The sequence below is a fragment of the Micromonospora endophytica genome (assembly GCF_003236305.1).
In the GTDB taxonomy this organism is placed as follows: Bacteria; Actinomycetota; Actinomycetes; order Mycobacteriales; family Micromonosporaceae; genus Micromonospora; species Micromonospora endophytica.
This window is the reverse complement of sequence record NZ_POTX01000052.1, coordinates 1-22,350: the sequence shown is the minus strand read 5'-3', so window position 1 is coordinate 22,350 and position 22,350 is coordinate 1. Positions and strand designations below refer to the sequence as shown.

At 70.4% G+C, this 22,350-nt stretch carries 21 protein-coding genes and 2 pseudogenes; 10 read left to right on the top strand and 13 right to left on the bottom strand.

Going from position 1 to position 22,350, the window contains the following annotated elements; genetic code table 11:
* Nucleotides 1–40 precede the first annotated feature (40 nt).
* Nucleotides 41–1,426 carry an FGGY family carbohydrate kinase gene (locus C1I93_RS10670; protein WP_111243089.1) on the bottom strand — a complete coding sequence of 462 codons (1,386 nt, stop codon included), beginning with the start codon at nucleotides 1,424–1,426 and terminating at the stop codon, nucleotides 41–43.
* 253 nt (nucleotides 1,427–1,679) lie between these two features.
* Here C1I93_RS10670 and C1I93_RS10665 point away from each other — a divergent pair, with 253 nt between their 5' ends.
* On the top strand, nucleotides 1,680–3,593 hold the full coding sequence (locus tag C1I93_RS10665; protein WP_111243088.1) for an anthranilate synthase family protein: 1,914 nt from the start codon (nucleotides 1,680–1,682) through the stop codon (nucleotides 3,591–3,593).
* Nucleotides 3,594–3,674: 81 nt separating this feature from the next.
* Here the strand turns inward: C1I93_RS10665 and wrbA are convergent, their stop codons facing one another.
* Nucleotides 3,675–4,295 carry an NAD(P)H:quinone oxidoreductase gene (wrbA, locus tag C1I93_RS10660; protein WP_111243087.1) on the bottom strand — a complete coding sequence of 207 codons (621 nt, stop codon included), beginning with the start codon at nucleotides 4,293–4,295 and terminating at the stop codon, nucleotides 3,675–3,677.
* Between the two features lie 173 nt (nucleotides 4,296–4,468).
* On the opposite strand from wrbA, the gene C1I93_RS10655 reads away from it, so the two are divergent.
* The 3 genes from C1I93_RS10655 (at nucleotide 4,469) to C1I93_RS10645 (ending at nucleotide 7,019) form a co-directional block, all read left to right on the top strand.
* Nucleotides 4,469–4,957: a GNAT family N-acetyltransferase gene (locus C1I93_RS10655; protein ID WP_111243086.1), complete on the top strand. Its 489-nt coding sequence runs from the start codon at nucleotides 4,469–4,471 to the stop codon at nucleotides 4,955–4,957.
* 73 nt (nucleotides 4,958–5,030) lie between these two features.
* Nucleotides 5,031–5,618, top strand: a complete 588-nt coding sequence (locus C1I93_RS10650) for an HAD family hydrolase (protein ID WP_420811774.1) — start codon at nucleotides 5,031–5,033, stop codon at nucleotides 5,616–5,618.
* Nucleotides 5,619–5,942: 324 nt separating this feature from the next.
* A complete protein-coding gene (locus tag C1I93_RS10645; RefSeq protein WP_111243098.1) occupies nucleotides 5,943–7,019 on the top strand; it encodes a winged helix DNA-binding domain-containing protein in 1,077 nt (358 codons plus the stop codon).
* Between the two features lie 20 nt (nucleotides 7,020–7,039).
* On the opposite strand, the gene C1I93_RS10640 is transcribed toward C1I93_RS10645, so the two are convergent.
* The 4 genes from C1I93_RS10640 to C1I93_RS10625 are packed head-to-tail and all read right to left on the bottom strand — an operon-like array spanning nucleotide 7,040 to nucleotide 11,755.
* Entirely contained in the window at nucleotides 7,040–8,578 is a 1,539-nt protein-coding gene (locus C1I93_RS10640) for an FAD-dependent oxidoreductase (RefSeq protein ID WP_111243084.1), read from the bottom strand.
* 16 nt (nucleotides 8,579–8,594) lie between these two features.
* A complete protein-coding gene (locus C1I93_RS10635; protein ID WP_146603475.1) occupies nucleotides 8,595–9,911 on the bottom strand; it encodes an ABC transporter substrate-binding protein in 1,317 nt (438 codons plus the stop codon).
* Between the two features lie 31 nt (nucleotides 9,912–9,942).
* Entirely contained in the window at nucleotides 9,943–10,884 is a 942-nt protein-coding gene (locus C1I93_RS10630) for a carbohydrate ABC transporter permease (protein WP_111243082.1), read from the bottom strand.
* Nucleotides 10,877–11,755 (bottom strand): carbohydrate ABC transporter permease, encoded by an 879-nt coding sequence (locus C1I93_RS10625; RefSeq protein ID WP_181445110.1) that lies wholly within the window; start codon nucleotides 11,753–11,755, stop codon nucleotides 10,877–10,879. The genes C1I93_RS10630 and C1I93_RS10625 overlap by 8 nt, the downstream gene beginning before the upstream one ends.
* Before the next feature lie 273 nt (nucleotides 11,756–12,028).
* On the opposite strand from C1I93_RS10625, the gene C1I93_RS10620 reads away from it, so the two are divergent.
* The 3 genes from C1I93_RS10620 (at nucleotide 12,029) to C1I93_RS10610 (ending at nucleotide 14,505) form a co-directional block, all read left to right on the top strand.
* Nucleotides 12,029–13,159 carry a LacI family DNA-binding transcriptional regulator gene (locus tag C1I93_RS10620; RefSeq protein ID WP_111243080.1) on the top strand — a complete coding sequence of 377 codons (1,131 nt, stop codon included), beginning with the start codon at nucleotides 12,029–12,031 and terminating at the stop codon, nucleotides 13,157–13,159.
* Nucleotides 13,160–13,185: 26 nt separating this feature from the next.
* A complete protein-coding gene (locus C1I93_RS10615) occupies nucleotides 13,186–13,386 on the top strand; it encodes a hypothetical protein (protein ID WP_181445109.1) in 201 nt (66 codons plus the stop codon).
* A 114-nt stretch (nucleotides 13,387–13,500) separates the two neighbouring features.
* Nucleotides 13,501–14,505: an NAD-dependent epimerase/dehydratase family protein gene (locus C1I93_RS10610; RefSeq protein WP_111243079.1), complete on the top strand. Its 1,005-nt coding sequence runs from the start codon at nucleotides 13,501–13,503 to the stop codon at nucleotides 14,503–14,505.
* An 11-nt stretch (nucleotides 14,506–14,516) separates the two neighbouring features.
* Here the strand turns inward: C1I93_RS10610 and C1I93_RS10605 are convergent, their stop codons facing one another.
* Nucleotides 14,517–14,852 (bottom strand): winged helix-turn-helix transcriptional regulator, encoded by a 336-nt coding sequence (locus tag C1I93_RS10605; RefSeq protein WP_223256540.1) that lies wholly within the window; start codon nucleotides 14,850–14,852, stop codon nucleotides 14,517–14,519.
* Between the two features lie 170 nt (nucleotides 14,853–15,022).
* Between C1I93_RS10605 and C1I93_RS32385 the strand changes: the two are divergent.
* A pseudogene (locus C1I93_RS32385) lies at nucleotides 15,023–15,427 on the top strand (RidA family protein); the annotation flags it as partial.
* A 66-nt stretch (nucleotides 15,428–15,493) separates the two neighbouring features.
* Nucleotides 15,494–15,865 carry a Rid family hydrolase gene (locus C1I93_RS32380; protein ID WP_111243097.1) on the top strand — a complete coding sequence of 124 codons (372 nt, stop codon included), beginning with the start codon at nucleotides 15,494–15,496 and terminating at the stop codon, nucleotides 15,863–15,865.
* Between the two features lie 28 nt (nucleotides 15,866–15,893).
* On the opposite strand, the gene C1I93_RS10590 is transcribed toward C1I93_RS32380, so the two are convergent.
* From C1I93_RS10590 to C1I93_RS10570, 6 genes and pseudogenes are all read right to left on the bottom strand, one after another.
* Nucleotides 15,894–16,754, bottom strand: a complete 861-nt coding sequence (locus C1I93_RS10590; protein ID WP_111243077.1) for an alpha/beta fold hydrolase — start codon at nucleotides 16,752–16,754, stop codon at nucleotides 15,894–15,896.
* A gap of 30 nt (nucleotides 16,755–16,784) precedes the next feature.
* A pseudogene (locus C1I93_RS32375) lies at nucleotides 16,785–16,979 on the bottom strand (Scr1 family TA system antitoxin-like transcriptional regulator); the annotation flags it as partial.
* Between the two features lie 141 nt (nucleotides 16,980–17,120).
* On the bottom strand, nucleotides 17,121–18,320 hold the full coding sequence (locus C1I93_RS10585) for an ABC transporter ATP-binding protein (protein ID WP_111243076.1): 1,200 nt from the start codon (nucleotides 18,318–18,320) through the stop codon (nucleotides 17,121–17,123).
* An 11-nt stretch (nucleotides 18,321–18,331) separates the two neighbouring features.
* On the bottom strand, nucleotides 18,332–19,159 hold the full coding sequence (locus C1I93_RS10580) for a carbohydrate ABC transporter permease (protein ID WP_111243075.1): 828 nt from the start codon (nucleotides 19,157–19,159) through the stop codon (nucleotides 18,332–18,334).
* A 1-nt stretch (nucleotide 19,160) separates the two neighbouring features.
* Nucleotides 19,161–20,183, bottom strand: coding sequence for a carbohydrate ABC transporter permease (locus C1I93_RS10575; RefSeq protein ID WP_223256539.1), 1,023 nt, complete (start codon nucleotides 20,181–20,183; stop codon nucleotides 19,161–19,163).
* Nucleotides 20,180–21,466, bottom strand: coding sequence for an ABC transporter substrate-binding protein (locus C1I93_RS10570; RefSeq protein ID WP_111243095.1), 1,287 nt, complete (start codon nucleotides 21,464–21,466; stop codon nucleotides 20,180–20,182). The genes C1I93_RS10575 and C1I93_RS10570 overlap by 4 nt, the downstream gene beginning before the upstream one ends.
* A 301-nt stretch (nucleotides 21,467–21,767) precedes the next feature.
* Here C1I93_RS10570 and C1I93_RS10565 point away from each other — a divergent pair, with 301 nt between their 5' ends.
* Nucleotides 21,768–22,346: a DsbA family protein gene (locus tag C1I93_RS10565; protein WP_111243074.1), complete on the top strand. Its 579-nt coding sequence runs from the start codon at nucleotides 21,768–21,770 to the stop codon at nucleotides 22,344–22,346.
* Nucleotides 22,347–22,350: the final 4 nt, after the last annotated feature.

Below are 22,350 nucleotides of genomic sequence, written 5' to 3'. Positions count from 1 at the left end.
CCTTATGAACGGTTCAGGAAGGGTACCGCCGGCCGTCACCCTATGCCGTGGCCGGCGAAGTTTGATCATCCGTCCGGCCGATGTCGGCCACCGTCGCAGCCTCGGCGATCCGGCCGCAGGCGACCAGCGCCGCACCTGTCGCCCCGATCTCGGCGTGGCGTCCGAAGCGCACCGTACGGGGGGCCAGCACGGTCGTGAACGCCTGACGCCACCAGGGCGAGGCCGCCATCGCGCCGCCGCCCAGCACCACCTGCACCTGCTGGCCGACCGTGGACTCCAGCCCGACCAGATCGTCGACGACCTGCTCACACACCCCGTGCATCAGCCCGGCCAGCAGCTCCACCGCGGTGGTGCCGAAGCCCAGCCCGCGCAGCTCACCCGAGCCGGCCGGTCGCCGACCCGGCGGCCGGTCGCCGCCGAAGCCGACGCCCGCCGGCCGGCCGCCGTCGGGGGGCAGCGCCGCCAGCGCCGCGTCCAGCTCCGCGCCGGTGGGCAGCCGCAGCGTCCGTTGGGCCCAGGCGAACAGATTTCCCCCGGAGGAGTACGCCGCCCCGGTCACCACGTGGTCGTGGTCCACCCGGTAGCGCCACAGCCGGTCCGGTAGCGGCGGCAACTGCGCTCCGGCGGGCATCCGCTGGAGCAGCCGTACCGCCGACGAGGTGCCGACGGTGACCGCCGCGCGGGTGGGGTCGACGCAGCCGGAGCCGACGTTGGAGGCGGCGCCGTCACCGATCGGTGCGGTCCACCGCGCCCGAGCCAGGTCGGGCCAGCGACGGGCGGATCCGGTACGCAGCCGGCCGGTCCAGTCCGGCGGCGCCAGCTCGGGCAGTTCCGTGCCCCGGACACCGGCCAGCGCGCACGCCTCGGCGTCCCACTCCAGCGTGCAGAGGTCCAGCAGGCCGGTGCCCGACGCCTGGGACACCGACATCGGCGCGTCGGTGAGCAGCCGCCCCAGCACGTACTCGACAAGTCCGACGAAGCGGGTCGGCGTACCGCCGAGTCGCGCCCGCAACCAGGGCAGCCGCATCGACCAGTAACAGCGGTGCCACCAGGTGCCGGTGCGCTGGTGGAAGGCGTCGGGGTCGACCGGCCCGGCCTGTGCCGCCGGCGGCTCGGGGCGGGTGTCCAACCAGGTGAGCACCGGGCCGAGGGGTTCGTCGTCGGGCCCGAGCGGCAGCACCGAGTGCCACTGGGCGCTGACCGCCACCAGCTCCACCCCACGCAGTCGGCCCCGCTGGCTCAACTCGTCCAGACACGCCAGGAGGCAGTCCAGGTAGACGCGGGCATCCAGGGTGCCGGTGCCGTCGTCGGCGGCGGTCAGCACCACCTTCCGCCGGGCCAGTCCGTCCGGCAGTGGCCGGAGGTCGCCGTCCAGCACGAGCCCGCGTACCGAGGAGGTGCCGAGGTCGAGTGCGAGAATCTTCATCGCCGGTCAACGTACCCGTTGGTTCCGGCGGCACAACCGCACCGCGCACCGGGTACGCCGATCGGCTTCTCCGGCCGACGCCGGGCGCGTAGGGTGAGCGCATGCACGCGCGACTGACCTGCTGGTGGCCCGCTGACTCGGCGGCCCACCCCCGCGCGTAACTTCCCACGCGGCCGCCCGACGAGGCGGCCGCCGGTCACTTCCCGGCCCGTGGGCCGCGCTCCGACGGCGGCGCAAGGCCCCGAGGAGACCGATGACCCCGCTGACCGACCTGCTCGCCACCCTCGCCACCGGCGCCGATCCCGGCCCGTTCGCGCTGGTCCGCCGGGACGGCGCCGACCACCTGGACCTGTTCACCGGTACGGTGCACACCGTCGACCGGCTCGCCGACATCCCGCTGCCCACCGGATTGTCCGGACCGGCCACCCTGGCCCTGGTGCCGTACCGGCAGGTCGCCGAGCGGGGTTTCGCCTGTGTCGACGACGGCGTGCCGCTGGAGTGCCTGCGCATCGCCGGCCATCACCGGCTGTCGCTGACCGAGGCGATCGACGCGCTGCCCGACACCCCGGTACGCACCACCGGCGCGGCCTTCGACGTCACCGACGACGAGTACGCCGCGATCGTCGCCCGGGTGCTCGCCGAGGAGATCGGTCGCGGCGAGGGCGCCAACTTCGTCATCCACCGCACCCTGCACGCCCGGGTGCAGGGTGCCCCGGTGACCGCCGCGCTTGCCGCGTTGCGGTCGCTGTTGCGGCGCGAACGCGGCGCGTACTGGACGTTCGTGGTGCACACCGGGACACGCACCCTGGTCGGCGCGAGTCCGGAACGGCACGTCAGTGTCGACGACGGGCTGGTCATGATGAACCCGATCAGCGGCACCTTCCGGCACACCGGCGCGAGCGTGGACCGGGCCGCGCTGCTGCGTTTCCTCGCCGACACCAAGGAGATCGAGGAGCTGTACATGGTCCTCGACGAGGAGCTGAAGATGATGGCCGGCGTGGCCGAGCACGGTGGCCAGGTCATCGGGCCGTATCTGAAGGAGATGTCGCACCTGGCGCACACCGAGTACCTGCTCGCCGGTCGCGGCTCGAAGGACGTACGGGACGTGCTGCGGGAGACGATGTACGCGCCGACGGTGACCGGCAGCCCGATGGAGAACGCCTGCCGGGTGATCGCCCGGCACGAACCGGCGGGGCGGCGCTACTACGGCGCGGTGCTGGCGTTGCTCGGTCATGACGACGCCGGCCGGCAGACCCTCGACGCGCCGATCCTGATCCGTACCGCCGAGATCTCCCCCGCCGGTGAGCTGCGGGTGCCGGTCGGGGCGACGCTGGTCCGGCACTCCACGCCCGCGGCCGAGGTCGCCGAGACCCACGCCAAGGCCGCCGGGGTGCTGGCCGCCCTCGGACTGGGACCGCAGGCGGCGCAGGCCGGCGACCGGTCGGCGGCCCGGTTCGCCGACGACCCCGACGTGCGCGCCGCCCTGGCCGCCCGCAACGCCCCGCTGGCCCGGTTCTGGCTGGACCAGCGGCCCCCGGGTGCGCTCGCGCTGCCGGGGCTGGCCGGTCGTCGGGCCCTGATCGTCGACGGCGAGGACACCTTCACCGGGATGCTGGCCCACCAGCTCGGCGCGCTGGGGCTGGCGGTGACCGTCCGGCCGTGGCAGGACGCCGGGCCGGTGTCCGGGTACGACCTGGTGGTGGTGGGTCCGGGGCCGGGCGACCCGACCGGCGACACCCCGAAGATGGAGGCCCTCCGCGCGCTGTTGGTCACGCTGCTGGCGCAGGGGCAGCCGACACTTGCCGTCTGCCTGGGTCACCAGCTTCTCGCCGGCCTGCTCGGGCTGGCCGTGCACCGCCGGTCAGCGCCCTATCAGGGGCTGCAACGGGTGGTGCCGCTGTTCGGCACGGATCGGCGGGTCGGCTTCTACTCCACCTTCACCGCTCGGGCCGGCAGCGACCGGCTGGACGGGGCGTACGGTCCGGTGGGGCTGGCCCGCGACGAGGCCGACGGTGCGGTGCACGCGCTGCGTGGCCGGGGCTTCGCCGGGGTGCAGTTTCACCCGGAGTCGGTGCTCAGCCCGGACGGCGTGGCGGTCCTGGCCGAGCTGCTGCGGGACCTGCTGCCGACACCGGCCGGGGAGTTGTCGGGTCACGCCCAGGCATAGACGCACCGATCGGGGGTAGCGCTGTGACAGCCGACGGTCCGGGCGGGTTTGAGAGCCCCCGCCCGGACCGCCGGTCCCGGCTCAGCCTGCGGCCAGTCCCTGCTTGAGCGCGGCGCCGATGAGCACCGCCCGCTTGGCGGTCAGCGCCGTCGCCGCCAGGGCGACGTGGTCCGGCGCGATCTCGCCGTTGTTGCTGGTGTGCGAGGCGCCGTACGGGTTTCCGGCGACGAACTGGCTCGGGTCGGTGTAGCCGGGCGTGACCACGATCCCGCCCCAGTGGTAGAAGACGCCGAACAACGACAGCAGCGTCGACTCCTGGCCACCGTGCTCGGTGGCGGTGGAGGTGAAGGCCGAGTACACCTTGTTGGCCAGCGCCCCGTTCGCCCAGAGCGGGCCGGTGGTGTCGATGAACTGCTTGAGCTGCGCCGCGATCATCCCGTACCGGGTCGGTGAACCGAAGATCACCACGTCGGCCCAGCTCAGATCGTCCGGCTCGGCCTCCTGGACGTCCTGGGTCTCCAGCCGGTGCGCCTGCCATCCCGAGTTGGAGCGGATCGCCTCGTCCGGTGCCAGCTCCCGCACCTTGCGCAGCCGTACCTCCGCGCCCGCCTCACCGGCGGCTTCACTCGCCGCCTGCGCCATCTGGTAGGTGATGCCGGTCGCGCTGTAGTAGATCACCGCCACCTTGATCTGTGCCGCCATCGCACGTCCTTTCCGATTTTGGGTCAGCTTGGACGACTACCCGATGTTTGCGCACGCAAACATCGGTGTTGTCCACCGATCGACGGACGACACGGTTCGTCCACCGGGGGCCGCAGCGGGTGGCGGGGAATTTCGCTGGCCGGTGCCGGCGGCCGGTGGCATGCTCACCGGCGATGGAGATCAGGATCGCGAGCACCGCAGACTGGCCCGGCATCTGGCCCTTTCTCCGTGAGATCGTCGCGGCCGGGGAGACGTACACCTGGCCGCGGGACGTCGACGAGGAACGGGCCCGGCAGATGTGGCTGGTGCCGCCCCCGGGGCGCACGGTGGTCGCCGTCGACACCGACGGCACCATCCTCGGCTCGGCGAAGCTGACCGCCAACCAGCTCGGCCCCGGCGACCACATCGCCAACGCCAGCTTCATGGTCGCCCCGGCCGCAGCCGGACGCGGGATCGGGCGCGCCCTCGGTCTTCACGTGCTCGACCTGGCCCGCGCCGACGGTTACCACGGGATGCAGTTCAACGCCGTGGTCTCCACCAACACCCGGGCGGTGCGGCTGTGGCGGTCACTCGGGTTCGAGGTGGTCGGCCGCATCCCGGCCGGCTTCCGGCACCCCACCGCCGGCCACGTCGACCTGCTGGTCATGTATCAGCGACTCTGACCGCTGGTCAGGTATCGGCGGCCCGGACCGGTGGGATGGGCGGTGCACGCCGACCGATAGCCTGGTCGGCGTGATGCTGCCCCTGCCCGCCGGTGAGTTCCAGGCGTACCTCTTCGACTGCGACGGCACCATCGTCGACTCGATGCCCCAGCACTACGCGGCCTGGCGGCAGTGCCTCGACGAGTGGGACTGCCCCTTCCCCGAGACGCTCTTCTACGCCTGGGCCGGGCGGCCGACGGCCGACATCATCGTCGCCCTCAACGCACAGCACGGTCTGAGGATGCCGGTGGAGCAGGTCGTGGCCCGTCGGGAGGAGCTGTTCCAGCAGCTGCTGCCGACCGCCACCGGCATCCCGGGGGTGCTGCACCACATCGACGACGCACACGGCCGCATCCCGTTCGCCGTGGTCTCCGGCAGCACCCGGGAGGCGGTCACCGCCTCCCTCGACGCCCTCGGCATCCTCGACCGTTTCGACGTGCTGGTCTGCGCCGGTGACTACACCCGCCCCAAGCCCGATCCGGAGCCGTTCCTACGCGCCGCCGAACTGCTCGGCGTACCGCCGCGCTCCTGCCTGGTCTTCGAGGACGCCGACCTGGGCATCGAGGCCGCCACCGCGGCCGGCATGGCGGCGGTACGCGTACCGCAACCCCGCCAGGGCTGAGCGCGTCCCCGCAAGGCACGCAGCTTGCTCAAGTTATCCGCAAGTTGCGCGGGTCAGCGTTCTCGGGCGGGCTGGAAAACGTCATCCTGAGAACACCGGTGCCGGCGACAGGGTCGCCGCCGGCGCACCGGCGAACCTGAACGGGGGATCGCGCTCCGCCACCAATGCCGCTGGCGTAGCGCGATCAGGGGCACGGCCTTCGACCCGGCGCCCGATGTCGGTGGCCCCGCTTATGCTGCCGTCGACCTCGTCAGGAAGGCGGCCAGCCTCGTGGCACCCACCGGCACCGCAGCGCTCACCGGTACCGAGGCGCTCGCATTGCGGATGACAAGTCTCCGGCTGCGTCCGCATCCCACCGCCGCACCGCTCGGCACGGTGGCCGAGGTGGTGGAGTGGTTCGGTGCCATGCAGGCGCAGGACGTGGCCAGCGGCATGTGGTCGCTCGGCGTCCGGCTGCCCGGCTCCAGCCACGCGGACGTGCACGCCGCGCTGGAGCGGCGGGAGGCGCTACGAACCTGGCCGATGCGCGGCACCATCCACCTGGTGCCGGCCCGCGACGCCCGCTGGCTGCTGGAGCTGACCGGCGTACGCGCGCTGGCCGGAGCGGCCCGGCGGCGCGAGTTCCTCGGCCTCTCCGAGGCCGACGCGGACCGCGCGGCCGACGTGCTCGGCACCGCCCTGGCCGGCGGCGGCCGGCTGACCCGCGCCGAGTGCGTGGCCGCGTTGACCGAGGCCGGCATCGACGGCGCGGGCCAACGCGGCTACCACCTGCTGTGGTATGCGAGCCAGCGCGGCGTCACCTGCATCGCCCCGCACGTCGGCACCGAGCAGACCTTCGCGCTGCTCGACGAGTGGGCGCCCGGCCAGCACCGCCCCGACCGGGACGAGGCGTTGGCCACCCTGGCGCTGCGCTACTTCCGCAGCCACGGCCCCACCACCCGGCAGGACTTCGCCGGCTGGACCGGGTTGACCGCCGCCGACGCGAAACGCGCCATCGCCGCCGCCGGCGACGAGCTGGCCACTGTCGACGTCGACGGGGTCGAGTCGGTGCTGCACGCTCCGCTGCTCGACGCGCCCCGCCCGCCGGCCGACGAGGTGCTGACCCTGCCCGGCTTCGACGAATACCTGCTCGGTTTCAAGGACCGCCTGCTCATGCTCGACCCCGAGCACAAGCAGGCGGTGATCCCCGGCGGCAACGGCGTCTTCCAGTCCACCGTCGTCGTCGCCGGCCGGGTGGTCGGCACCTGGAAACGCACAGTCACCAAGACCCGCGTGACGATCACCGTACGTCCCCTGGTCGACCTCGATCCGGCCCGGCGTCCGCAGGTCGAGCAGGCCCTCGGCCGGTACGCCGACTTCCTCGGGCTGCCGCCGGCCATCAACTGGGCCGTCGACAGCTGATCCGGCGGGGGGTGACGGATCTAGAGCCGGGGAGCGGTGCCGGTGAAGGTGCCGGCGTCGGCCAGATACTGGGTGGAGATCCGCGACTCGGCCAAGGCCCGCCGGACCGCCTCGACTGCCGCCTGGCGCTCCTGCCGGACCCGCTCGGGGTCCCGGCGCAGCGAAGCGCCCTGGGCGACAAGCGCGTCCTGCAGCCGGGGCACGTCGACCTTGCGTGGTTCCACCCCGTCCAGCGCCGCGACCGCAGCGGCCGTCCCGGCGGCCTGGCCGATTCCCATCACGCCGCCCTGGGTTCGGAACGAGCCGTGTGCCTCGTGGGTGGCGGAGATGGCACGGCCGGCGATGACCAGGCCGTCCAGCCGCCGGGGCACCAGACAGCGGTACGGGATGTCGTACGAGTCGTCGAGGTCGCCCCAGGTGCCCTGGTCCTGGTCTTGGCCGTACCCCTCTTTGCCTTTGAGGTTGTGGATGTCGATCGGGAAGTAGCCACGCGACACCACATCGGGCACCTTGGTGCCGCGCATCACCTCCTCGCCGGTGAGCACGTGCTCGCCGAGGATGTGCCGGCTCTCCCGGATCCCGATCTGCACGCCGGTGGCGATCAGCCGGGCGTCGGCGAAGCCGGGCACATTCTTGATCAGGTACGCGCTCAGCGACATCACCTGCCGGCGCCCATCGATCTCGCCACGGGTCAGGCTCTCCGCGTCGGTGCCGTCGACGCCGCTGATGCGGGTGCTGTTGAAGTGCAGCACCCCCGGGTGGGTGGTGGTGAGAAACAGGATGGTGTCCCGGCCGAGATAGAGCTCACCGGAGTCCAGACCCCGCTGGATCAGGCTCTTGAACCCCTGGCCGACGAAGTGCCCCTGCGGCAGCGTTGCCGCGTATGGTTTGACGGCCACCAGCTCGGAGGCCCACTCGAACTCCTCCGGGTGGGAGTCCATGTAGTCCTTGACGGCGCGGGTGTCCACGCCTGCCATGTCGAACATCATCGTGCCGGGCTGGGCGGTCTTGTCGTCGCCCCCACGGCCCAGCACGAACTCGGCGCCGGCCAACGCTGCCACGTCACCGTCGCCGGTGGCGTCGACGACGACCTTGGCGTGATAGTCCAGGCTGCCCGACTTGTTCGTCACGGTGACGCCGGTGACCTTGTCGCCGTCCTTGCACACGCCGCTGACGAACGAGTGGAACAGTGGCACCACGCCGGCTTCGAGGGCAAGGGTGAGGGCTGCCCACTTGTACGCCTCGCGGTCGTAGAAGCACAGGTAGGCACCACTGCCGTGCGGGTTGGTGGTGCGCAGGTGACCGGTGCTGCCGCCAATGGACACCATCCGCTCGACGAACTCGTGGGGAATGCCCCGCACGACCTGTTCGTCACCGAAGTGGAACGGGGAGATGGGACCGAGCGCCGCGCTGGTGGGCATACCGCCGAGAAAGCCGTACTTCTCCACCACCAGCGTGCGGGCACCCTGGCGGGCTGCCGCGATGGCGGCGATGAAACCGGAGGGTCCGCCCCCGACGACGATCACGTCGTACGAACGCTGTGGATCTGGCTGTGGCATCCGGATATCCACCGGTTCACTTCCTGTTCTGGTTGTACTGGTTCTGGACCTCGGTCAGCCCGGCGGGGATGGCTGCGCCGTCGAAGACCATCTTTTGGGCTGCCTTGACCAGGTTGGTGCTGAGTTCGCTGTAGTCGGCGGGGTAGACCGAGACCTTGCCGTCGGCGGCGAGGTAGTCACGCCACTCCAGCAGCTCAGCTGCGTTGCTCGCCTGGGCGACCGCCGGCTGGTCGTAGACACTGCGCAGCACCGGCAGCACCCCGGCACCGGCGAACTTGGCCTGCGACTCGACGCTGAGGTAGTACTGGATGAAGGCCCACACCTGCTCCGGGTGCTCGGTGTTGGCGCCCATGGCGAGGGTCTGTCCGGCGACGGCGGTGGGCAGCCGGCTGCCGGCGGTCACGCCGGGGACCGGTGTGGTGACGAGGTTCGCGCCGACCCCGTCGGCGGAGCGGGTGGCGGCCACCCGGAAGCTGCCCGCGATCGCCATCGCCACGGTGCCCGCCTTGACCCCGTTGACCACCTCGTCGGCGCCCATGGTGAGCACCTCCCGGCCGAACGCTCCGGCGTCACCGAAGCTCTTGATCATCGTCATGGCCTGGACACCGGCGTCGCTGGCGAAGCTCGCGCTGCCGTCGGGACCGATGATCGTGCCGCCGTAGCCGGCGGTGAGCGGATCGAACTTCTCCATGAAGTCGGCGCCCAGGGACTGTTCGGAGAGGCCGATCGCGAAGCCGGTGACCTTGTTGCCGGAGGCCTTGCGGATGGCAGCGCCGGCAGCCACCGCCTCGTCCAGGGTGGTGGGTGGGGTGACGCCGTACTTGTCCAGGAGGTCCTTGCGGTACCAGAGCAGCCAGACCCGCGACTCCCACGGCAGCGCCATCAACTCGCCGTCGATCTTCGCGCTGTCGATCGGGAACAGGTAGTCGGAGCCGGTCTTCGCCAGCCAGTCCTTGGCGAAGTCGTCGATCGGCTGGATGCTGCCGCCCTCGACGTGCTGGGCGAGCTGCGGAAGGTAGATGTTGACGATGTCGGGTCCGCCGCCGGTGTTGGCGGCCCGGATCACCTCACCATCGATCTTGGCGAAGTTGATGCTGGTCACGGTGACTCGGGCGGCGCTCTGGCTGGCGTTGAAGCCGTCCACGATCTCCTGGAGCGCCTTACCGCGCGGGTCGGTGCCGGTCGGGTCGAGGAAGGTCCAGAGTTGCAGGTCGGCGACTCCGTCACCGGAGCCGTCGTCGGAGCCGCAGCCGGCCAGGCTGCCGGTGCCCGCGGCGGCGATAGTGGCAGCGCCAAGCATCAACAGGCGCCGCCGGTCCAGGCGAATTGTCATGGTGGTCTCCCAAAGCTCGGAGGGGGCGGGTTCAGCCCTTGCTGGCGCCGGCGGAGAGGCCGGAGACCAGGCGACGCTCGAACACGACGAAGGCGATGATCATCGGCAGCAGGGTGACCATGACCGCAGCGGTCAGCTGGCCCCAGACGGTGCCGTACTGGGTGAGGTAGGTGTAGAGGCCGACGGAGATCAGCCGGAGGTCCGGATCGCTGACGAAGGTGCTGGCGATCAGATAGTCGTTCCAGACGTAGACGAAGGTGATGATGGCGGCGGCACCGAGACCCGGCTTGGCCAGCGGCAGCACCAGCCGCAGGAACGCACCGGCGGCCGACATGCCGTCGACCCGACCGGCCTCCTCGATCTCCACCGGAATCGATTCGAAGAAGCCACGCAGGATCCACACGATGGTCGGCACCTGCCACGCCGAGTAGATGATGATCATGACGAGGTAGGTGTCGTAGATGTCGAGCTGGACCGCCAGGTAGTAGAGCGGCACCAGGACCGCGATGCCGGGCACCATCGAGGTCATCAGGATGAAGAAGAGCAGCCCGGCCTTGCCCCGGAAGCGGTAGCGAGCCGCCGAGTAGGCCGCGGGCACCGCGATGATGAGCGTGACCACGACCGTGACGACACTGACGATCACGCTGTTGAGCAGGTTCAGCGGGATCTGCGAATGGAACAGCACCGCCTCGTAGTTCTCGAGCGTGAAGTGCTCCGGGATCCATCGCACCGGCGTGGCGAGCACCGTCGACTCCGGCTTGAACGAGGTGCTCAGGCCCCACAGCAGCGGCAGGATGGCGAATCCGGAGGCGGCCAGCAGACCGAGGTAGATGCCGGCCCGCCGGAGGCGGCCCTGATGCCCGGTGTGCCGGGTGGCCCGACGGACGGGTCCACCGCTCGCGGCCAGCGGCACCGAGCCGGCGGCCCCCTTGGCGCGCGTGCCGGCCGAGGGGCCGGTCAGGGTGTCAGCCATCGTTCTTCCCCTTCAGGACCCGGATGTACGCCACGCCGAAGACGATGTTGAGGGCGAAGAGCACGACGCTGTACGCGGCGCCGATGCCGATCTTGAAGAACTGGAAGGACTGCAAGAAGGCATTGAGGCTCAGCACCTGGGTGCCGGAGAACGGTCCGCCACCGGTGAGCGTGTAGACCAGCGTGACCATGTTGAAATAGAGAAGAGTCAACATGATCACGAGGATGAGCAGCGTCGACCGGATCGCCGGCACGACGACGAGGAAGAACGACTGGCGTGGCGTACACCCGTCGACCCGGGATGCCTCGACCTGCTCCGCCGGGACGGTCTGCAGCGCCGCCAGGCAGAGGATCGTGGCGAGTGGGTAGCTGAGCCAGACGTTCACCACGATCAGCGACGCCATCGATCCCCAGGGTGAGGAGAGTGGACCGTCACCACCGAAGAGACTGTGCAGCGGGCCGTACTGGCCGTTGAGCAGCCACTTCCAGAGCAGGGCGGCGACCGTCTGGGACACCACCCACGGGAGCAGGATGACGACCCGGAACACCCGGAGAAACCGGACCTGCTTGTTGAGCAGCACCGCGAGCGCGAGACCGAGCGGCACCGCCAGCACCAGCGAGGCGAGGACGTAGACGAAGGTCCGGGCGATGTCGGCCCAGCCGTCCGGCCCCAACACGGTGACGAAGTTGTCCCATCCGACGAACTCCACGGTGCGCAGGGCCCGGGTCCGGTAGACGCTGAGCCGTAGCGCGTAGGCGATCGGGAAGACCGAGACGAGCGCGACCAGCACCAGTGCCGGCACGTAGAGCGCCACCGGGCCGAGTCGCCGTCGCCGCGCGGCGGCGGTCGGCACCGTCGAGGTGCCGCTCACCGGCGCAGGTCCGATCGACGAGTCGCCCCGGCGCCGGGAACGCCGGTGGCGACAGCGCTACCGACCGTTGCCGGCGCCCGGCCGGGGTGCGACCGGTATGAGGGATGAGTGACCATTGAGGAGTACCTTCCGAAGCTACTCTGGGGTACTATCGTGGAATCGATTTCATGCTGATGTCGCAGAAGTTAACGCCCCCGCCCAGACCCCTGTCAAGAGGTGATTCTGGCCGCGTGAGCTGGAGCCCCGGGGCTCCATCGACCCGAGAGGTGCCCGATGGCCAACATCTACGACGTGGCGAAGGCGGCCGGCGTCTCCCCCGCCACCGTCTCCCGGGCACTCAACGGCGGCAGCGTCAGCCCCGAACGCGCGGCCCGCGTTCAGGCAGCCTGCGAGGAACTCGGGTTTCGGCCCAACCGGGTGGCCCGTGGCCTGCGCAGACAGCGCAGCGATGTGCTGGCGCTGATCATCTCCGACATCGAGAACCCGTTCTTCACGGCGCTGGCCCGGGGGGTCGAGGACGTAGCCCGAGCGAGCAACCTCTCGGTGGTGCTGTGCAACGCCGACGACAACCCGGAGAAGGAGGCGGAGTACCTCGACGTCGCCCTGGCCGAACACATGGCGGGTGTCGTCATCTTTCCGGCGTCGGTCACTGAAACCGATGTCACCGCCCTACTGGACCGCGGGGTACCCGTCGTCGCGGTCGACCGCGCCCCCGAGTCGGCGGCCATCGACACGGTCACCGCCGACGACGAGAACGGCGCGTACGCCGCCACCCGACACCTACTGGACGAGGGATACCGCCGAATCGCCTGCATCACCGGGTCACGCGGGTCCGCCGCCGCGATGGAGCGACTACGCGGCTTCCTGCGCGCCCACCGCGAAGGCGATGCGCCACGGCGGCGCCCTCGGGTGGCCTACGCCGACTTCCGGGTCCGCGGCGGTTACCAGGCAATGAACGACCTCCTGGATCTCCCCGAACCACCGGACGCGGTGCTGGTGACCAACAACCTGATGGCCTCGGGAGCCCTGGAGGCGCTGCACGGCCGAGGGCTGCGGCCACCCGGCATCGGCCTGGCCAGTTTCGGCGACACGCACTGGTCACACCTGGTGGAACCAGCGCTGACCACCGTGCATCAGCCCGCATACGAGATCGGTCGATCCGCCGCCGAACTACTGCTCCAGCGCCGGGAAGCGCCCGACACCGCACCGCAGCGACTCATCCTGCCGACCCGACTCGAGGTCCGTGGCAGTTCCCGACGCGCCGCCGACTCCTCGCCACCGCCGGCCCGCAAGGTGGAAACCCGGGTAAGTCACCCCGAGACCGGCCCCCGGCAGTGGGCCAGGCTGGGCCGACCGGATGCGGCAGCCGATTCGGCTACGGCGGCCGGGTCAGCGGCGCGATAGACCGTGGAACCGTTTCCATAACGTCGGTGGTCGCGCTCATCGAACCGGTGACCGCCGCCGGGATCGCGCTGCTCCTGCTGCACGAACGGCTGACGATGGCCGCCGTCGCCGGATCGACGATCCTGCTCGGTGCCGTGGTCGTACTCACCATCGGCGAGCGCCGAGGAGACCCGGCACCCGGGCGGACGGCGACATCGGCCCGGCCGATGTTGCCCCACTCCGACTGAGGAGGCCACCGGGACCACCCTGGCACCGCCACTTCCGGGGTGGTCCCGGGGTCGCCGTTCTGCCCATGGCGAAGATCCTTGGTGTCGTCGGGCCTTCGCTGCTTGGCTGGTGACATGGAAATTCTGGTGTTGGGCGGGACCGCGTGGCTGGGCCGGGAGGTGGCCCGACAGGCGACTGATCGGGGGCACGCGGTCACCTGCCTGGCCCGGGGCGAGAGCGGCGCGGTGCCACCCGGCACCACGCTGGTCGCCGCCGACCGGACCGATCCCGCCGCCTACGACCCGCTGCGTGACCGGGACTGGGACGCCGTCGTCGAGGTGTCGTGGCAGCCGGGTTTCGTCCGGGACGCGCTGCGGGCGCTGGGCCACCGGGCCCGGCACTGGAGCTACGTCTCCTCGGTCAGCGCGTACGCCGCGCACGACACACCCGGTGCCGACGAGTCGGCCGCCACTCTGCCGCCGACAACCCGGGACGTGGTGAGCCGCGAGGAGTACGGCGAGGCGAAGGTGGCCTGCGAGCAGTTCGCCACCGCCGAGGTGGGTGAGCGGCTGCTGGTGGCCCGCGCCGGGCTGATCGGTGGGCCCGGCGACCACAGCGGCCGCTCCGGCTACTGGGTCGCCCGCGCCGCCCGCGACCCCGAGGCACCGATGCTGGTACCCCGCACCCCCGACCTGCCGACCCAGGTCATCGACGTACGCGACCTGGTGGCCTGGCTGCTGGACAGCGCCCAGGCCGGCACCGTCGGCACGTACAACGCGGTAGGCCCGGTGGTGCCGTTCGGCGCGTGGATCGCCGCGTGCCGCGCCGTCGGCGGACACACCGGCCCGGTGGTCGAGGTCGATGCCGACTGGCTGGTGGCGCAGGGCGTGGCGCAATACATGGGCCCCGAGTCGCTGTCGATGTGGCTGGTCGAGCCGGGCTGGGCGGGCTGGTCGGCGCGCAGCGGCGCGGCCGCCACCGCCGCCGGGCTGCGCCACCGCGCCCGCGCCGACCTGCTGGCCGACACCCTCGCCTGGGAACGCGACGCCGGCCTGCACCGCGACCGGCGCGCCGGGCTGAGCGCCACCCGCGAGGCGGAGTTGCTCGCCGCCATCCCCCCTTCGGCTGGTGCCGCCTGAGGCACCGGCCCTCAGCTGCCGAAGCTCTGGCGTGCGCTCTCGATGTGCCCGATGTGGCGACGGGTCCACTCGCACATCAGGTCGGCCGTGGCGCGCAGCTCGCGGCCGGGCCCGGTCAGCGTGTACTCCACCCGGGGCGGGACCGACGGATGCACGGTGCGCTCGACCAGGCCGTTGCGTTCCATCATGCGCAGGTTCTGGGTCAACATCTTGTGACTGATGCCTTCGAGCGCGTCGCGCAGTTCGCTGAAGCGCAGCGTGCCGTCACCCAGGGTCTCGATGATCAGCAGGGCCCACTTGTTGGCGACATCCGAGAAGATCTCTCGTGCCAGTGTGCCGGCACGCATGATGTCGTTCTGGGCCGGATCGCTCGACCGTGTGGTCACCATCAGGTTCCTCCGTCACCGAAAAGTGCCTTCTTCCATGGCCGCCTCGACTCTCCTACGGTTTCCAAGTAACTACAAGTGACCACGTGATCGGACCGCCGATCACGTGGCGAAAGAGGAGCCGACAGATCATGGCCGTCACACTGACCAATCCCCAGGGGCTAGCCTCGAGCACCGCGTACCACCAGGTCGCGGTGGCGACGGGTGGCCGGCAGGTTTTCGTCGCGGGTCAGGTCGCCTGGGACGCGGACGCCACCACGGTAGGCGTCGGTGACCTCGCCGCCCAGGTCGAGCAGAGCTACCTCAACGTGGCCACCGCCCTTGCCGGGGTCGGCGCCGGGCTCGACGATGTCGTCCGCCTGACCGTCTACGTGGTGGACTGGACGCCGGAGAAGATGCCGGCATTTCTCGACGGCGTGGCCCGTGCCGCCGCTCGACTCGGCAGCACCGCGACGCCACCGGCGACGTTGATCGGGGTCGCCGCGCTGCACACCCCGGAGCATCTGGTCGAGGTCGAGGCCACCGCCGTCGTCGAAGATCCGGCGGATTCGCGTCCGAAGTTCTTCGCCACCCCCGGCTACGGCGATACCCAACTGAACCAGATGCACTACCACCAGGCCGTCCGGATCGGCAACCGCGTCGAGATCTCGGGCCAGGGCGGATGGGACGACGACTTCAACTTCCCGGACTCTCTCGAGGACGAGATCGTCCGGGCCTTCGACAACGTCGAACGCACGCTCGCCACCGCCGGTGCCACCTGGCGGGACGTGGTGCACGTCAACTCGTACCACCTGCCCGAAGTCGATGGCTTCATCGGCGAGACCCACAATCGCGTCATGGTCGAGCAGTTCCGCAAGCGCATGGGCGACCGCGCCCCCATCTGGACCGAGACCGGCGTCCCCGCCCTCGGCGCCCCGGGCATGCGCGTCGAGATCCGGGTGACCGCGATCGTCGCACCGGACCCGGCCCGCTGATCCGCAGCGGTCCCGGGTTGCGGGCCGGTCAGGAGGCCGGGTCGGCGGCCAGGAAGGCGCGGATGGTTGCGGTGAGGGCGGGCCAGTCGGCGGCGAACTCGTAGAAGTGGTGATCGGCCTGGCTTTCCACCAGCTCGGCCCGGGAGATCCGAGTGCTCAGCGCCTCGGCGTGCGCGAACGGCAGCGCACCGTCGCGGCGGCTGGCGATCACCAGGGTCGGCTGGGTGACCTGCGCGGTGAGATCCTCATGGGGCCGCAGGTCGTTGCGGAAGCCGGCACCGGAACGCATCCGGGAGAAGAGCCAGACCAATTGCGTACGCTGCTCGGGGGTCAGCTCGGCCAGCACCTGGTCGGCCTGGAGGGTGGACAGACCGGCGAGCAACTTACGCAGGACCAGATCCGGGGACCGGCGCAACCCGGCCCGCATCCCGCCCCACGTCAGACCCTCGATGTGGGGCGAGAACATCACACCCGCGAGCAGGCGGGTACGGCGATCCGGGTAGGGCAGCGGCCCCACCGCCGCCTGGGTGATCAGCCGCTCGACCAGCTCCGGGTGGCGGGCGGCCAGGGCCACCGCGCTCGGTCCCCCGGCGGAGATGCCTACCGAGGCCACGATCCGATCGATGCCCAGGTGCCGACAGAGTTCGGCGGTCACGTCGGCGAAGCCCGACACGGTCGTCCCGGTGGTGATCGGAGTACGGCCGTACCCCGGGCGCGACGGCGCCAGCACTGTCACGTTCGCCTCGGCGTACACCCGCTCGTCCAACGTCAGGCCGGCCCGCATGTGTCCGCCGTGGAACACCACCACGACGGGGTCGCCGCGCCGTACCAGCCGATATTCCACCTGGCCGCCGGACAGTTCCACAGTGGTCGTTGGCCGCTCCGCCATCGGGATCACCACACAACCCTAAGACCCACACTCCACTATCTGCGCTTGTCCCTGCCCATCGATATGCGCTATCCGGCTGCCATCGGGCAAATCCGCCATGGTGAACGGTCCGCCGTAGCCGGGGTGCATGCCGGCGCTGGCCGGCACGATGTGGAGCTGCACGGATGGCAGCCTGGCACAGGCTGCGAGGTGTTCGCACTGCTCCCGCAACACGGCCCGGTCGCCGCCGCCCCGTGCCCGCGACCTCCCCCGTCGTCGGGCACGGGGCGGCTCCGTCCGGAGGCGCACCGAGGGTGGTTTTGTTAATAGGGGGCCCTTCCTATACACGAGGCGTTAATAGGGGGCCCCTCCTTTCACCCCCTCCTTTCATCCCATGCCGGCGGCGCGGCCCTCGTGGAGGGTGAGGTTGCGGCCGTCGGCCGGGTTGAACAGGTGGATCTTCTCCAGGTTGAACCAGACTCGGTGGGTCTGGCCCTCGGCCACGGCGGACTCCGCCGACAACCGGGTGACCAGGTTGGACCCGCCGGCCAGCTCGTTGGCACCGGCGTCGGCGGCCAACTCCTCCAGCTCGGCGGCGGTGGCCCGCTCCCCCTCGATGGTGAAGTAGACGTACTTGTCCGAGCCCATCGACTCGACGATGTCCACCGGTGCCTCGAAGACGATGCCCCGGCTGCGGGTCTCCTCGTCGATGAGTTCGGCGTCCTCGAAGTGTTCGGGACGGATGCCGAGGATCAGCTCCCGGGATGCGTCCGCGCCCTCCAACTCGCGGCGGATCCGGTCGCCGATCGGCACCTCGCCGAGGGAGGTACGCAGGGTGCCCTCCTCGACGGTGGCCGGCAGGAAGTTCATCGAGGGCGAGCCGATGAACCCGGCGACGAAGAGGTTGTTCGGGTGGTCGTACAGCTCCTGTGGCGGGCCGACCTGCTGGATCGCGCCGCCCCGCATGATCACCACGCGGTCGCCGAGGGTCATCGCCTCGGTCTGGTCGTGGGTGACGTAGACGGTGGTGGTGCCGAGCTGCTTCTGGAGCCGGGACACCACGGTACGCATCTGCACCCGCAGTTTGGCGTCGAGGTTGGACAGCGGCTCGTCCATCAGGAACGCCTTGGGCTGGCGGACGATCGCCCGTCCCATCGCCACCCGCTGCCGCTGGCCACCGGAGAGGTTGGCCGGCTTGCGGTCCAGCAGCGACGTCAGCTCCAGGACCTTCGCCGCCTGGTCGACCTTCTGGTCGATGGTGGCGCGATCCAGCTTGGCCAGCCGCAGCGGGAAGGCCATGTTCTCCCGCACTGTCATGTTCGGGTAGAGCGCGTACGACTGGAAGACCATGGCGATGTCCCGGTCGCGCGGGGCCTTGTCGTTCACCCGTTCCCCGCCGATGCGCAGCTCACCTGAGCTGATGTCCTCCAACCCGGCGATCATGTTGAGGGTGGTGGACTTGCCGCAGCCGGAGGGGCCGACCAGGATCACGAACTCGCCGTCGGCGATCTCCAGGTCGACGTCGCGCACCGCGGTGGTGCCGTCGGGGAATTTCTTGCTCACCTTGTCGAGCACGATGTCAGCCACGAGAAACTCACCTATCCCTTGACGGCGCCGGAGGTCAGGCCGGAGACGATGCGGCGCTGGAAGAAGAGGACGAACAGGATGATCGGCACGGTGATCACCACGGCGGCGGCGCAGATCGCCCCGGTGGGGTCCTCGAACTGCGACTCGCCGGTGAAGAACGACAACGCCACCGGCACCGTGCGGGACCGTTCGGTGGAGGTCAGCGAGATGGCGAAGAGGAAGTCGTTCCAGCAGAAGATGAAGACCAGGATCGCCGTGGTGAACACTCCCGGCGCGGCCAGCGGGGCGATGACCCGGCGGAACGCCTGGCCCTGGGTGGCGCCGTCCATCTTCGCGGCCTTCTCCAGGTCCCATGGGACCTGCTTGAAGAACGCCGACAGCGTGTAGATCGCCAGCGGCAGCGCGAAGGTGATGTACGGCAGGATCAACCCCGGCCAGGTGTCGAAGAGGCCCAACTGCCGCTCGATCTCGAACAGCGGCGAGACCAGCGACACCTGCGGGAACATCGCGATCAGCAGGGCCACCCCGACGAGCAACTGCTTGCCGGGGAAGTCCAGCCGGGCGACCGCGTACGCGGCCATCGTGCCGAGCACGACGGCGATCACGGTGGCGATCAGTGCGATGCCGATGGAGTTGACCAGAGCCCGGACGAACTGGTCGGTGGCGAAGATGTTCCGGTAGTTCTCCAGCGTCCACTCGCGCGGGATGAACTTGCCGTCGGTGAGCGTGGCCGGCGTCTTGAACGACAGCGACATGATCCACAGGACCGGGACCAGCGCGAAGACGACCACGATGGCGTTCATCACGCCCCACTGGAGCTTGGCCTTGGTGTCCGTCATCTCAACGCCTCTCCCCGTCGTCGCTGCCGGGAGCAGCGGTACCGAACAGCTTCACGAAGATGAACGCGATGATCGCCACGGTGATGAAGATCAGCACCGACATGGTGGAGCCGATGCCGAGGTTCAGGCCCCGGATCAGGTTGTTGTAGGCGATCATCGACACCGACGAGGTCTCGTTGGCCCCGGAGGTCAGCACGTAGATGTTGTCGAAGACCCGGAACGCGTCGAGGGTGCGGAACAGCAGGGCGACCAGGATGGCCGGCTTCATCACCGGCAGCATCACCTTGGTGAACCGCTGCCACCCGGTGGCCCCGTCGGTGGAGGCCGCCTTGAGCAGGTCCTCCGGCACCAACGCCAGCCCCGCCATCAACAGCAGCGCCATGAACGGCGTGGTCTTCCAGATCTCCGCCAGCATGATGATCGCCAGGGAGCTGGCCCGCTCGGTGAGCGGCGCGCCGTCGGAGAAGAGGTTGGCCAGGTATCCGGTGCCGGGCGTCCACGCGTACCGCCAGGAGAAGGCGGCGACGACCGTGACGATGCCGTACGGGATCAACGCCGCGGTGCGGACGATGCCCCGGCCGACGAGCGTGCGGTGCATGACCAGCGCCAGCCCCATGCCGAGCACCAGCTCCACGGCGACGGTGACCACCGTGATGAGCATGGTCACCCCGAACGCCGTCCACCAGAACTCGTTGGTCAGCACGGTGATGTAGTTCTCCAGGCCGACGAACTCGCGCTCGTCGGGGAAGCGCAGGTCGAAGCGCTGCAACGACAGCCACACCGAGTACAGGATCGGGTAGCCGGTGACCGCGACCATGACCAGCGCCGCAGGCGCGCAGAGCAGCCAGCCCAGCTTGCGCTCGGCCCGCTTGTTCTCACTCAGCGGGGGCCGCCGGCGTCGGTTGGCCCGCTGGGCGGGCACTGTCGCGTGCTGGCCGCCGGTGCGCGGGTCGGCCTCGTCGGCGGTGACGTCCGCGCCGGCCGGGGTGGCGTTGATGCTGAGTTTGCTGGTTCGCTCGCTCATGGCAGGACCCCCTTCGAGTCCAGCGCGTCGGCGACGGCGTCGCGCAGCTCGTCGGCGGTGGCCTGCGGGTCGATCGCCGCCGGCGGCGACAGGATCGCCGAGGTCACGGTGGAGATGCTCTGGTACGCCGGGGTCAGCGGCCGCACCGCGGGCTCCCGCAGCGTCGCCAGGATGGCGTCCTTCATCGGGTACGCCTCGTCCATCTCCGGGTCGTCGAAGACTCGTTCGATGGTCGGCGGCACCCCGTCGTTGATCGCGGAGAACTTCTGGTTCTCCGCGTTGCGCAGGCACTTGGCCGCTGCGAAAGACTCCTCCGGGTGCGGTGAGAACCGGCTGACGGCCAGGTTGATCCCGCCGATGGTCATCCGGCTCGGGGTGCCCGACTCGACACCCGGCACCCGGGCCCAGGCCACATTCTCGGCCAGTTCCGGGTTGGCCTCCTGCATCGCCGGATAGACGAAGGGCCAGTTGATCTGGAAGGCGCCGTTGCCGGCCTGGAACTCCAGCCGCATCGGGTCCTCGGTGGCGTTGCTGAACGACGGCGACGTCACGCCCGACGTGGCGAGGTGCCGCAGTGCCTCCAGCGCCCGTACCGCTCCCTCGTCGACCACCGACTCGGTGCCGTCGGCGTTGAGGATGTTGCCGCCGGCGCTGGCGACCAGGCTGTTGTAGAGCACCACCAGGCCCTCGTACTGGGCGCCGGTGGCGAGCACCTGGTAGGGCTGGCCCTCTTCCTTGAGCCGCTGCGCCGTCGAGATCATCTCGTCCCAACTGGCCGGCGGCTCGGGCACCAGGTCCTTGCGGTACCAGAGCAGCTGCACGTTCGTGTGCTTCGGCGCGGCGTAGAGCTTGTCCTCGTACCGGGCGGTGTCCAGCGGGCCTTCGAGGGTGCCCTCCTCCGCCTCGGCGCGGTCCTGGCCGGTCCACTCCAGGATCCAGTTCGCGCCGGCGAACTCCTGGGTCCAGGTGACGTCGAGACCGAGCACGTCCATGCCGGTGTCCTCGGCCGCGAGCCGGCGCACCATCTGCACCCGCTGCTCGTCGGCCTCGCGTGGCAGCACCCGGTTGGCGATGCGGTACCGCCCGTTGGCCTCGGCGTTGCACCTGTCAACCACCTGCTGGAAGTTCTCCTCCGGCGGGTAGTACAGGTTGATCGTGGGCACGCCACCGTCATCGCCGGAGGCGCAGGCCGCCATCGGCGCCACAAGCGTCAGCGCGGCGGCCGTCGCCAACGCGCGTACCCGAACCGGACGGCGGACGCGCAACCGGTCATCCCCGCTCATGTCGGCCCCCGCCACGCTCCGCGCCGCCATGAGGCAGCACCGTGCCGAGCCTGATGCATCGCTCGCTCATGACCCCTCCCCCTCGCACCTGGGCAACACCGGGGAAGGGTTTCCGTGCCCCGGCGCACGGCGAGACGGTCAGGGCGTTCACCTGCTGGTTCGCGCCCCTTACGTTTCGTGGCTGCAACACTGCCCGAGCTGGGAAGTCGCGAAACCTGACCAGAATGAGACGACTTAAACATCCGTTTCGAGTCACGCCCGGAACGCTGCCGACCGACGACGTCGGCGCTAACCTCGGACGGTGGACGCGATCTTCTTTTTCGACCCGGTCTGCCCGTGGACCTGGCGAACCTCGCGGTGGCTGGCCTCCGTCGCCGAGGCGCGCGACCTGAGCATCGAGTGGCGGGCGTTCAGCCTGGCCATCCTCAACGGCGGCGATGTGCCACCGGAGTACGCCGAGGCGATGACCGCCTCGGGCCGGGCGTTGCGCCTGGTCGAGGCGTTACGCGCCGAGGGCCGGCACGCCGACGCCGGCCGGTTCTATGCCGAGTTGGGGGCCCGCACCCACGACGCCGGCAACCCGTTGAGCGCAGACCTGGTGGCGGCGGCCGTCGAGGCGGCCGGGCTCGACGACACGGCGACCGCGCTGGACGACGAACGGTGGGACGAGGCCGTGCACCGCTCACATGCCCTGGCGTACGGTTCGGCCGGGCCGGACATCGGCTCCCCGGTGCTGATGGTCCCCGACGCCGAGCGGGGCCTGCACGGACCGATCCTGACCGAGGTGCCCGGCCCGGACGACGCCCTGGCCCTCTGGGACCACCTGCTCCCCCTGCTCCGGATGCCCACCTTCCACGAGATCAAGCGCGGCCGCCGCTGACCCC